General features: G+C 64.6%; 8 protein-coding genes. 3 read left to right on the forward strand and 5 right to left on the reverse strand.

Annotated features, from left to right (window positions below; translation table 11 throughout):
* Nucleotides 1-17: 17 nt before the first annotated feature.
* The 3 genes from HMPREF3166_RS07485 to gltB are packed head-to-tail and all read right to left on the reverse strand — an operon-like array spanning nucleotide 18 to nucleotide 6,856.
* Nucleotides 18-713, reverse strand: coding sequence for a LysE family translocator (locus HMPREF3166_RS07485; protein WP_070488503.1), 696 nt, complete (start codon nucleotides 711-713; stop codon nucleotides 18-20).
* Nucleotides 710-2,248, reverse strand: coding sequence for a glutamate synthase subunit beta (locus HMPREF3166_RS07490; protein WP_070488505.1), 1,539 nt, complete (start codon nucleotides 2,246-2,248; stop codon nucleotides 710-712). The genes HMPREF3166_RS07485 and HMPREF3166_RS07490 overlap by 4 nt, the downstream gene beginning before the upstream one ends.
* Nucleotides 2,249-6,856 (reverse strand): glutamate synthase large subunit, encoded by a 4,608-nt coding sequence (gene gltB / locus HMPREF3166_RS07495; RefSeq protein WP_070488506.1) that lies wholly within the window; start codon nucleotides 6,854-6,856, stop codon nucleotides 2,249-2,251.
* 353 nt (nucleotides 6,857-7,209) lie between these two features.
* On the opposite strand from gltB, the gene HMPREF3166_RS07500 reads away from it, so the two are divergent.
* Nucleotides 7,210-9,543 (forward strand): NADPH-dependent 2,4-dienoyl-CoA reductase, encoded by a 2,334-nt coding sequence (locus tag HMPREF3166_RS07500; RefSeq protein ID WP_246816962.1) that lies wholly within the window; start codon nucleotides 7,210-7,212, stop codon nucleotides 9,541-9,543.
* Here HMPREF3166_RS07500 and HMPREF3166_RS07505 read toward each other — a convergent pair.
* A complete protein-coding gene (locus HMPREF3166_RS07505; RefSeq protein ID WP_049050647.1) occupies nucleotides 9,540-10,202 on the reverse strand; it encodes a DNA-3-methyladenine glycosylase I in 663 nt (220 codons plus the stop codon). The genes HMPREF3166_RS07500 and HMPREF3166_RS07505 overlap by 4 nt on opposite strands.
* Nucleotides 10,203-10,664: 462 nt before the next feature.
* On the opposite strand from HMPREF3166_RS07505, the gene HMPREF3166_RS07510 reads away from it, so the two are divergent.
* Entirely contained in the window at nucleotides 10,665-10,970 is a 306-nt protein-coding gene (locus HMPREF3166_RS07510) for a hypothetical protein (RefSeq protein WP_049050648.1), read from the forward strand.
* 43 nt (nucleotides 10,971-11,013) lie between these two features.
* Here the strand turns inward: HMPREF3166_RS07510 and HMPREF3166_RS07515 are convergent, their stop codons facing one another.
* A complete protein-coding gene (locus HMPREF3166_RS07515; protein WP_080971974.1) occupies nucleotides 11,014-11,331 on the reverse strand; it encodes a GlsB/YeaQ/YmgE family stress response membrane protein in 318 nt (105 codons plus the stop codon).
* Nucleotides 11,332-11,454: 123 nt separating this feature from the next.
* Between HMPREF3166_RS07515 and HMPREF3166_RS07520 the strand changes: the two genes are divergently transcribed.
* Entirely contained in the window at nucleotides 11,455-12,525 is a 1,071-nt protein-coding gene (locus HMPREF3166_RS07520) for a CE1 family esterase (protein WP_141741150.1), read from the forward strand.
* Nucleotides 12,526-12,545: the final 20 nt, after the last annotated feature.

Raw genomic sequence — 12,545 nt, forward strand, 5'->3', positions numbered from 1 at the left:
CCTCAGTCTAGCGGGCTTTAGCTACCCATCAGCATCTGCACGCCCTCGAAGGCCAGGAAGGCGCCCAGCACGACGAAGATCACGCCGGCCACCATTTCGATGAAGGGGTTGATCCGCTGGATCTTCTCCGCTCCCGCGGCCACCGCCAGGGCGAATCCGCAGAACCACGCCACACCCACGACAGTCATCAGAACCAGTACCAGCAGCCGGTCCAGCAAGGACACGTCCACCGGGATGAACTGCGCGAACACCGAACCGAAGAACAGCAGCGCCTTGGGGTTGGAGAGGTTCGTCGCAAGCCCCAGGCGCCAGGAAGCGAGGTCCCCCAGCGGTGCACGCGCAGCAGCCTGTGCTCCATCTGCGGCCGTTGGGGCGCGGGTGGCGTCATTAATAGAAACAGTGGGCAAGACTGCCCGGGCGCGCCAATCCGCGTATCCGGAACGGAACGCGCCCTGGCCCATGTAGATCAGAAAACAGCCGCCGAACAGGTACAACACTGTCAGGATCCACGGGAAGGCCGCGATCAGCGCGGCCAGGCCCAGCATTGTGACCACCGGCCACAGCACATTGCCCGTGCAGATTCCCAGCGCCGCGAACACCGCCGAGCGGCGCGAACGGGCACCCAAACGAATGAGCTGCACGGTGTCCGGGCCTGGCATCGTAATGGCCAGCACCCAGGCACCGAGCAGCCCTAGGTAAGCGGCTAGGCTCAAGCCTGCATCGCCACGTCAGTCGGGTTGATCGGGCGCGGCAGGGCGGTCTCGCCCATCAGCTCGCGGTCCAGCTCCGCGGCGGCGGAACGGCCCTCGGAGATGCCCCACACGATCAGGGACTGGCCACGGCCCGCGTCGCCGGCGACGAACACCGGAATGTCCGCGAACTCAGCGTTGGTGGGCTGGGCGCGGAAGGTGTCGTCGCGCTCGAGGCGGCCGCGCTCGCCGATCTGCAGGCCCAGGTCCCGCACCACCGGGGTCTCCTCGACGGAGACGAAGCCCATCGCCAGCAGCACCAGGTCGGCATCCATCTCGAAGTCGGACTCCGGGATGTTCTCCAGGCCGTTCTCGCCGAAGCGGCACTCGGCGCCCTTCAGGCCGGTGACCTTCTCGCCGTCGCCGGTGATCTCCACCGTGTTGATGGAGTAGCGGCGGATGCCCAGCTCGTCGCCCGGCTGGCGCTCGGCCAGGCCCAGGGCGGCGATCTCGTCGGCGGACTCGTTGCCGGTCACGCGGTACTCACCCTCCTCGTGGGCGGACGCCACGCGCCAGATGCGCGGGTAGGTCGGCCACGGGGTGGAGGCACCGCGGGTCTTCGGCGGCTTCGGGGTGATGTCGAACTGGGACACAGAGATGGCGCCCTGGCGCAGCGCGGTGCCGAAGCAGTCGGTACCGGTATCGCCACCGCCGATGATCACCACGCGCTTGCCCTTGGCGTTGATGGTGGATTCCTCGCGGTCGCCTTCGCAGACCTTGTTGGCCTCCGGCAGGTACTCCATCGCCTGGTAGACACCCTTCAGGTCGCGACCCACGACGGGCAGATCGCGGCCGACGGTGGAGCCGATGGCGACGATCACGCCGTCGAACTCCTTCAGCTGCTCGCCGGTCGGCGAGGTGTTGACGACGAACTTCGTGCCCTCGGCCTCCATCTGCTCCAGACGGCGGTCGATCCACTTCTTTTCCATCTTGTACTCGGGCACGCCGTAGCGCATCAGGCCACCGATGCGGTCGGCGCGCTCGAAGACAGTGACGTCGTGGCCCGCGCGGGTCAGCTGCTGTGCGGCGGCCAGCCCGGCCGGGCCGGAGCCCACGACGGCCACGCGCTGGCCGGTCTTGAAGCTCGGCTTGATCGGCTTGACCCAGCCTTCCTTCCAGGCGTGCTCAACGATGGTGTACTCGACGGTCTTGATGTTCACCGGGTCGTCGCCGATACCCAGCACACATGCGCCTTCGCAGGGTGCGGGGCACAGACGGCCGGTGAACTCCGGGAAGTTGTTGGTGGCGTGCAGGCGGTCGTAGGCCTCGCGCCAGTTGCCCTTGCGCACCAGGTCGTTCCACTCGGGGATGATGTTGCCCAGCGGGCAGCCATCGTGGCAGAACGGGATGCCGCAGTCCATGCAACGGCTGGCCTGGGTCTGCACCTTGTCGTCGGAGAAGTCCTCGTAGACCTCGTTCCAATCCAGCAGGCGCAGCGGGACGGGTCGGTGTGCCGCCGACTCGCGGCGGTGCTTCAGAAATCCGCGTGGATCAGCCATTTACTTCACTTCCTCCATGATTGCGGCGGCGATGCCGTCGTTGTCCAAGCCTTCGGCTTCGGCCCGTGCGATCGTCTTGAGCACACGCGCGTAGTCGCGGGGCATGACCTTGATCAGATCCGCGGCGTTTACCTCCACGGTAGATCCGGTCAGGTCGCGGTGGGTCTGGATCGTCTGCTCGACCCAGCGCAGTTCTTCCTCGTCGGTGATCTTTTCGATGTCGACGAGCTCGGTGTTGATTCGGTCAGTGACGCCACTACCGTCATCCACCAGGTAGGCAATGCCGCCGGACATACCGGCTGCGAAGTTGTTGCCGATCTTGCCCAGGACGATGACGCGGCCACCCGTCATGTACTCACAGCCGTGGTTGCCCACGCCCTCGACGACGGCGGTCAGGCCGGAGTTACGCACGCAGAAGCGCTCGCCCACGGTGCCGCGGATGAACATTTCGCCGTGTACACCGCCGAAGCCCAGCACGTTGCCGGCGATGACGTCGCTGGTCGTATCCTCCGCCCCGTGGTTATCGGTCGGGCGGATGACAATGCGGCCGCCAGACAGACCCTTGCCCACGTAGTCGTTGGCGTCACCGTTAAGGGTGAGCGTCATGCCGTGGGTGGCGAAAGCACCGAAGGAGTTACCTGCCGAGCCCGTGAACTGCAGGTTCACAGTGTCCTGCGGCAGGCCGTCGCGGCCGGCAACGCGGGAGATCAGCGAGCCGGTCATCGTGCCGACGGTGCGGTTGACGTTGGTGATCGGGTAGCTGAGGTCGATCGAGACGTCCTCGCCCGCAGCGGCGCGGCGAATCGTGTCTTGCGCATCAGAACGGATCTGGTTGTCCAGCGCCTTGTCCAGCGAGTGGTCCTGCTCCTTGGTGCGGTGCAGGTCCTGGTGCATGAAGGGGCTGTCCGGCTGGGCGAAGATGGGCGCCAGGTCCAGCTTGCCCGCGGTCTTGTGATCGACTTCCATCTCGCCGCCGGTCAGGCACTCGGAGTGGCCCACGGCCTCTTCCAGGGTGCGGAAGCCCAGCTCGGCGAGGTACTCGCGGACCTCTTCGGCGATGAACTTGAAGAAGTTCACCACGTGCTCTGCCTGGCCCGTGTAGCGCTTGCGCAGCTCCGGGTTCTGGGTTGCCACGCCCACCGGGCAGGTATCCAGGTGGCAGACGCGCATCATGATGCAGCCGGAGACCACCAGCGGGGCGGTGGCGAAGCCGAATTCCTCGGCGCCCAGGAGGGCTGCCACCATCACGTCGCGGCCGGTCTTCAGCTGGCCGTCACACTGCACGGTAATGCGGTCGCGCAGGCCGTTCATGAGCAGGGTCTGCTGGGTCTCGGCCAAGCCGAGCTCCCACGGGCCACCCGCGTGCTTCAGCGAGGTCAGCGGGGAGGCGCCGGTGCCGCCGTCGTGGCCGGAGATCAGCACCACATCCGCGTGCGCCTTGGACACACCGGCGGCGACCGTGCCCACGCCCTGCTCGGCGACGAGCTTGACGTGGATGCGGGCATCCGGGTTGGCGTTCTTCAGGTCGTGGATCAGCTGCGCCAGGTCCTCAATGGAGTAGATGTCGTGGTGCGGGGGCGGGGAGATCAGGCCCACGCCCGGGGTGGTCACACGCACCTCGGCGATCCAGGGGTACACCTTGCTCGGCGGCAGCTGGCCACCCTCGCCCGGCTTCGCACCCTGGGCCATCTTGATTTGGATGTCCGTGCAGTTGTTCAGGTAGTGGCTGGTCACGCCGAAGCGGCCGGAGGCCACCTGCTTGATGGCGGAACGCTTCCAATCGCCGTTCGGCTCCGGCTCGAAACGGGCCGGATCCTCGCCACCCTCACCGGAGTTGGACATGCCCTTCAGACGGTTCATGGCGATCGCCAGGGTCTCGTGCGCCTCGGCGGAGATCGAGCCGTAGGACATCGCGCCGGTGGCGAAGCGCTTCACGATCTCGCTCACCGGCTCGACCTCCTCGATCGGGATCGACGGGCGGTTGGACTTGAACTTAAACAGGCCACGCAGCGTAGCCAGACGCTCGGACTGCTTGTCGACCTTCTCGGTGTACTCCTTGAAGATGCGGTACTGGCCGGTGCGGGTCGCGTGCTGCAGCTTGAATACGGTCTCGGGGTTGAACAGGTGGTATTCGCCCTCACGGCGCCACTTGTACTCGCCGCCGATCTCGAGCTCGCGGTGCGCCTGCTCCTCGGGGCGGGGCAGGAACGCCGCGCGGTGGCGCTTGGCCACGTCGTCAGCGATCTCGTCCAGGCCAATGCCGGAGATGGGGCTGAAGGCGCCGACGAAGTACTCGTCGAGCAGGCTCTGGTGCAGGCCCACCACGTCGGCCAGCTGGGAGCCGCGGTAGCTCGCCACCGTCGCGATGCCCATCTTGGACATGACCTTCTGGATGCCGGCGGTCGCGGCCTTGATGTAGTTTTCCTCGGCTTCTTCTGCGGTGACGCCCACTCGCCCGTCGTTGGCCATCTCATTAACCGTCTCGAGAGCCATGTATGGGTTGATGGCATCCGCGCCGAAGTTGATGAGCATGGCCAGGTGGTGCACCTCGCGGGCTCCGCCGGACTCGATCACCAGCGATGCACGGGTGCGCGTCTTCTCCTGCACCATGTGGTGGTGCACGGCGCTGGTGAGCAGCAGCGACGGGATCGGCGCGTAGCGCTCGTCGGACTCGCGGTCAGAGAGGATCAGGATGGTCGCGCCATCCTCGATCGCCTCGGTGACCTGGCGACGGATGCGGTTGATGGCCTCGCGCAGCCCCTTACCGCCGTGGGCGACGGAGTACAGCCCCGGGATGCGCACGGCCTTGAAGGCGCTCAAGTCCACGTCGGAGCCGGCGGCCTCAGCGTTCTCCGCTGCACTCGCCAGGTTGGCCAGTGTCTGATTACCCAGAATCGGGCTGTCCAGGTGGATACGGTGGGCGGCGTCCGGACCGGGGTTAAGAACATCCGCCTGCGCACCCAGCTGGGTGAACATGCTGGTGACCATCTTCTCGCGGTAGCTATCCAGCGGCGGGTTGGTCACCTGCGCGAAACGCTGCGCGAAGAAGTCGTACAGCAAGCGCGGGCGGTCGGACAGGGCGGCGATCGGGGTATCCGTACCCATCGAGCCGATGCCCTCGGCACCCTTGTCGGCCATGGGGCGCAGCAGGGTCTCGAGGTCTTCCTCGGTGTAGCCGAAGACCCGCTGGCGCAGGACGATGCGCTCGTGGTTCATGGCGATCGGCTCGGCGGCCGGCAGGTCGGACTCGCGGACCAGGTGCTCCTCTACCCACTGCTCGTAGGGCTGGTCGGCCAGAGCCTGCTTGATTTCCTCGTCCTCCACAACGCAGCCGCGGGAGGTGTCGACCAGGAACATCTTGCCCGGCTCCACGCGGGTGCGCTTGACGATCTCACTGTCCGGGATGTCCAGCACGCCGGCCTCGGAAGCCATGACGACGAGGCCGTCCTTGGTGATCCAGATGCGGCCCGGGCGCAGACCGTTGCGGTCCAGGGTCGCGCCGATGAGGGTGCCGTCGGTGAAGGTGATGGCGGCCGGGCCGTCCCAGGCCTCCATGAAGCTGGAGTGGTACTCGTAGAACGCACGGACCTGCGGGTCGATGTGCGGGTTGCGTTCCCACGCCTGCGGAACCATCATCAGCACGGCGTGCGGCAGGCTGCGGCCGGCCAAGTGCAGCAGCTCCAGGGCCTCGTCGAAGCGGCCGGTATCCGAACCCTCCGGATCACAGATCGGCAGCACGCGGTCCAGATCGCCCAGCACCTCGGAGCGCAGCTGGGACTCGCGGGCGCGCATCCAGTTCTCGTTTCCGCGGACGGTGTTGATCTCACCGTTGTGTGCAACCAAGCGGTAGGGGTGAGCCAACGGCCAGGAAGGGAAGGTGTTGGTGGAGAAACGCGAGTGCACGATGGCCAGCGCGGACTCCATGCGCTCGTCCTGCAGATCCAGGTAGAACTCCCGCAGCTGCGGAGTGGTCAGCATGCCCTTGTAGACGACCGTGCGGGAGGACAGGGAGGGGAAGTACACGGTGTCTCCACCGGAGCCCTCGCCTGCACCCTTGGTGCCGAGTTCACGCTCTGCACGCTTGCGGACGAAGAAGGCGCGACGGTCGAGCTCGAGACCCTCGAGGGGGGAACCGTTGGCGTCAACACCAGAGATAAAGAGCTGGTGGAACAGCGGCTCGGCGTCGCGCGCGATGGCGCCCAGGCTCGAGTCGTCGACGGGCACGTCGCGCCAGCCGATGAGGTTCAGGCCCTCTTCCTTCACGATGGCCTCGACGGCACGTACCGCGTCGAGCGCGGCCATGCGGGAGTTCGGCAGGAAGGCGATGCCGGTGGCGTACTGGCCGGCCGGCGGCAGGGTGATGTCCTGCTTGGCCATCTCCTCCCGGTAGAAGCGGTCGGGGACCTGGATGAGGATGCCGGCGCCGTCGCCGGTGTTCTTTTCCGCTCCAGCTGCGCCGCGGTGATCCAGGTTCACCAGGGCCTGGATGCCCTTGTCCACAATGTCGCGTGTCGCGCGGCCGTGCATGTCAGCCACGAAGGCGACACCACACGCATCATGCTCAAACTGGGGGTCGTAAAGACCCTGGCGTGCAGGGTAGTTTTTCATGATTTACGGCCTAACTTTCGTCACAAGTACTGCATTTGCATATGCGAATAAAGTTGCAATCGGACCGCCGGTCTGGTGGTGACGTGAGTCTCCGCCAAGAAACAGCTGTAGTTCCGGTCACACCATTTCGTCTTGGGTTATCTAGAGTGCACCCGTCGGTACGAGCAGACAAAATTAGGCTTGCCTTGCTCTTTCTAGCCTCACATTTGTGTGTGATCGAAGTCACGCTGAACTGCGACGATCGTCATACATTACTCACATTTTGATACATACTTTAACGCGCAGCAGTGTGAATGCTCTCGGTTTCTTCAAAAGCCCCACAGGTTTTTGCGCAGTTAGAGATAATTGCGCCCATGACCAACCAGCCTTCCAGCAACTCCTCTGACGCTTCCGTCCGCACCCTACTGCCGCTGACTACGGCACCGGGTGCCACCGCTCTCACCGCCACCCCGGTGGAAGATCCCGCCACCGCCTACAAGACCCTCCTCTCCCCTATCCAGGTAGGAAAGACCACCTTCCGCAACCGCGTGATCATGGGCTCCATGCACACCGGCCTGGAGGATTCCATCGAGGACGTGCCGAAGCTCGCCGCCTTCTACGCCGCCCGCGCCGAAGGTGGCGTGGCCGCGATGGTCACCGGCGGCTACCCGCCAGTCCTGGAGGGCAACCTGACCCCCTACGGCACTCCGTTTAACACCCCGGAGATCGCCGAGGCTCACCGCGAGATCACCGACGCAGTACACGCCGGCGGCGCGAAAATCCTGCTGCAGCTGCTGCACGCCGGCCGCTATGGCTACCACCCGATGGCGGAGTCCGCCTCCGCCTCGCAGTCGCCGATCAGCCCCTTCCCCGCCCGCGAGATCGCGACCGAGGACGTTGAAAAGCTTATTGACGCCTACGCCGCCTCCGCCGCACTCGCTGCCGACGCAGGCTACGACGGCGTGCAGGTGATGGGCTCCGAGGGTTACCTGATTAACCAGTTCCTCGCGGAGCGCACGAACCAGCGCACTGACAAGTGGGGAGGCTCGGTGGAGAACCGCCAGCGCTTCCCCGTGGAGATCATTAAGGCCATCCGCGCAAAGGTGCCGGAGGACTTCGTCATCGACTACCGCATCTCCGTGCTGGAGCTGGTCGAGGGCGGCCAGAGCCAGGAGGAGATCCTGCAGCTGGCCAAGAAGATCGAGGAGGCCGGGGCTGACCTGCTGAGCTCCGGTGTGGGCTGGCATGAGGCGCAGATCCCGACCATCGTGACCTCCGTGCCCCGTGGCGCCTTTGCCTGGGCAACCCAGAAGGTGCGCGAGCACGTAAACATCCCTGTGGTGGCCTCCAACCGCATCAACACCCCGGAGGTTGCCGAGGCCATCCTCGACGGCAGCTGGGACGGTGGCGACGGCGAGCCCGCCGGCACCCCGCAGGCCGACCTGGTCTCCATGGCTCGCCCGCTGCTGGCCGACCCAGAGTTCGTCAACCGCGCTGCACGCGGCCTGAACACCGAGATCAACCACTGCATCGCCTGCAACCAGGCCTGCCTGGACCACACCTTCGAGAACAAGCGGGCGACCTGCCTGGTTAACCCTCGCGCCGCCTACGAGACCGAGCTGGAGCTGCTACCCGCACAGGGCACCAAGAAGGTCGGCGTGATCGGCGGTGGCGTGGCCGGGCTCTTCGCTGCTGAGGCGCTGGCGCTGCGCGGCCACGATGTCACCGTCTTCGAAGCGGCTGACACCCTGGGTGGCCAGTTCAACCTGGCGATGCGCGTGCCGGGCAAGGAAGAGTTCGTACAGGCGCTATACGCGGTGGTCAACCGCCTGGAGGGCCTGAAGGTGAACATCTCCACCGGCAAGGCCGTTACCCCGGAGGAGCTTAAGACCGACGGCTTCGAGGAAGTTGTTGTGGCCACGGGCGTGCGCCCGCGCATCCCGGAGTTCCCGGGCGTGAACGAAGGCCTAGAGGGCAAGATCGACGGCGTGACCGTCGCCACCTACGCCGAGCTAATCTCCGGAAAGAAGGCGCCGGGCGAGTACGTCGCCGTCATCGGCGCTGGCGGCATTGGCTACGACGTGGCGGAGTTCCTGCTGGAGGATCGCCAGGGCGCGCCGCAGTCCCTGACCTCCTGGAACAGCCAGTGGGGCGTGGTCGAGGACTCGGATGTGCACGGCAACCTCTCCTCCCCGCAGCCGGAGCGCCCGCAGCGCCGCGTGGTGATGCTGCAGCGTAAGCCGACCCGCATGGGCCGCACGCTGGGCAAGACGACCGGCTGGGTACACCGCGCGGCGGTGGCCATGGGCGGCACGGAGCAGATCGTGAGCGTGACCTACGAGAAGATCGATTCCGACGGCCTGCACATCACCGTCCCGGTGGAGGATCCGCAGGTCACCCTGAAGAAGATCAAGCAGATCAAGTCCGGCACCTTCGAGGGCCGCACGCTGGATCGCGCCGAAAAGCAGGAGCTGCTGGAGCAGATCGAGCGTGAGACCAAGGAGAACCGCGAAGAGCGCGTGATCAACGTGGACACGGTCGTGCTGTGCACGGGCCAGGAGTCCGTGCGCCCGGAGGGTGCCGAGAAGAGCGACGCCGAGCAGGACGACACCTCTAACGTCCACATCATCGGCGGCGCGGATGTCGCCGCGGAGCTGGACGCCAAGCGCGCGATCCGCCAGGCCGTGGAGCTGGCCGCACGACTCTAAGTCGCAGGCTCCACCACCCGGTCGTCGACCATGCCGATAGCCTGCATCAGCGCGTAGCAGGTGGTGGGGCCGACGAATTGAAATCCCCGGCGTTTTAGCTCCTTCGCCAGCGCCTTGGATTCCGGCGAGGTCGAGGGCACCCCATCCAGCGATGTCGGACGGGAGTGCTCCGCCGGGGTAAACGACCACACGAGTACGGGCAGACCCGGCGCCAGCCGGTTGGCCGCCCCGCCCAGAACGTCGCGGGCGGGCGAATCCTCCGGCAATTCTTGATATTCCTCCGCTCGCCGCAGCTCCAGCGTCGCCTTGGCGTTTTCGTAGAGCGCTTCGTGCTTGCGGGCATTACGAATCAAGCGTTCATCCTGCAGAGCAGCGCGCCTTTGGGGCTCGCTCATTTCGGTGATGCGCTGGGCGTCAAAAAGAAAGAACACAGAGCGAAAATCCCTCCGCTTGCGCAGGATAGTGGCCCACGACAACCCGGATTGGAAGCCTTCGAGGGCGATGCGCTCCAGCAGGCCGTGTTCGGTGATGACGGGGCGACCCCACTCGTTGTCGTAGTAGTCCAGCTCAATCTCGCTGCGGTAGGCCCACGGCGGACGGGCGACTCCCGATTCATCGACGAGCTGCCCGGTGCTGGTGGTGAGAAGTTGGCCTTCCATCGGGTTCCTTTCAACTACGGCCAAGAACATGTGCCAAACATGTGGCCTGGAATTCAGTGTGCAGTGTTTGATGTGCGGAATTTGGTGCGCGCTCGCGAGCGCTGGTAGACATTCAACAGCGTAACCAAAAGGTGGGACGGGTTGGCGTGTAAGACGGCCACCAACCCATCCAATTAGCAGGGTTATCCACAGACAGCTCGGACTGTGAATAACCCTACTTAGGGGTGGAACACTTGAGGCTCACCTGGCATTACACCCCTGGAATTGGGACAGTCCCGAAACGAAAGAAGCGACAATACTAAGCTTAAAGAAACCCAACAGTTTCGACTGTTCGTTCCTCTTACCCTTTAAGCTTTCGTAGGGCTATACACAGCCCTGCAGAAGTTATGCAAAATTTCGCCGCCACTGAACATGCAGCTGAAACAGCACGAACCGCTAAGATCTACGAACCGGAGAAGACCGATGGAAAGCCAGCAACGCGATACGGGCACGTTCCGGGCGGTATCCGTCCAACGTGGCGGCTTCGTCGATGAGACGGGCACACCGGCCGTAGACCCACAGAAAAAAGGCCCCCAACCGACGGTTGAGGCGCCTCTGCAGAAAGAGTCCAAAAGTGGCCCTTTCCGCTCCTATTTCCTTATTGGCACGCTGATTCTTATCATCTGCGCGCTCATTATCCTGCTTCTCGTAATGTGGCTGGGCTTGGGCCTAGAAAACGAAAGCGCACGCTTGGGCGAAGGTGCGCTTTCTATGTTGCTGGTGGGCTAAACCCCGGCTCCAGCTCGTAACGGCAGTTACTTCTTGCGGTTACCTACTTCTTGCGGTTGCCGGTGACCAGGCCGACGATGAACAGCAGGATGCAGGCACCCAGCAGGCAGGTCAGGAAGCTCCAGAACATGCCGCCGCTACCGACTCCCAGCAGGCCGAGAACCCAGCCACCCAGGAAGCCGCCGATGATGCCGACGACGATGTTGAGGAAGAAGCCCATCTGCTCGTCGGTGCCCATGATCTTGGAACCGATCCAGCCGGCCAGGCCACCGATAATGATCCAACCGAACATGCCCAGCGGGGGCACTGCAGAGCCTTCAGCGAGTAGGAAAGTGTTTGCCGCAAGAGTTTCAGTAATCATGGTGCCCAGTCTACCGACCGTGAGCAGGAACTTCTACGGCCCGAACTTCAGCTAGCAACTCCAGCTAGCCAGAATTTCCCAATCCAATTGGCAGCTTCTTCACATATATGTATAGTCACATTCGTGAATCGATCTCTTAGTTCCTTCTTGTCTTCCTTTCAGCGCATTGCCGTAGCGCTGTCGCTGGTGCTGGCCACCGCGTTCGGTACCACGGGCGTGGCTACCTACAACGCACCGGAGGCAAACGCTGCCCCGCAGGGCTCCGTCCCGCCGCTACCCCAGCTGCCGCCCATGCCGCAGCTGCCCCCGATGCCGGAGCTACCGCCACTGCCCGCTGGCTCTGCTGACCTGCAGCGCATGCTCCAGCCCCCGGCTCCGAGTAAGCCGGCTGGCCCGCAGCGCGTCAACACCGCCAAGCCGGCCCCGCGTGTTGGCAACGGCCACCAGACCAGCGTGTACACCCGTTCCGCTGGCTACAACCGTCGCTACATCCTGGAGATGCCGACGCACTACAACCCGGCGCGTCCCACTCCGGTGATCTTCGGCTTCGACGGCTGGCGCGATACCCCGGAGAACTTCCGCCGCTACTCCCGCCTGTACGAGACCGGTGCTCGCCAGCAGGCCATCAAGATCTTCCCGGAGTCCATCAAGCACGGCTGGGAGGGTGCCCCTTACGCAGTGGTAAAGGGCGGCACTGATCTGAAGTTCATCCTGCAGATCATCGATGAGATCGACCGCACCTACAACATCGACCGTGGCCGCATCTACGCCACCGGTCACTCCAACGGCGGCGGCATGACTGCCGTCGTGGCTTGCCACCTGCCGCACGTCTTCGCTGGTGCCGCTGCCGTCGGCGGTGCTTACTACGATCCGGTGAACATGGGCTGCAAGAACCGCGCAATCCCGTTCCTGATCATGCATGGCCGTGGCGACACGATGATGAAGATCAACGGTGGCTACCGCCACAACGGCGCCCACTACCTGGCTGTTCGCGACCTGGTGGGTAGCTACGCGAAGCGTAACGGCTGCGGCTACCCGCCGCGCGTCACCCGCATCCGGGGTGGCGAGCGCCACGTGTACCCCTGCGCTCGCAAGGAGCTGCAGCTGATTCTGAACCCGCAGAACCACACCTGGAACCGCGTTCCGGATGCTTCCCAGGAGGTCTGGAACTTCCTGTCGCGCCAGCGCCTCTAGCGCGATTGGCTAGATAGCCG

It is taken from the genome of Corynebacterium sp. HMSC08A12, assembly GCF_001807485.1.
Lineage (GTDB): Bacteria > Actinomycetota > Actinomycetes > Mycobacteriales > Mycobacteriaceae > Corynebacterium > Corynebacterium evansiae.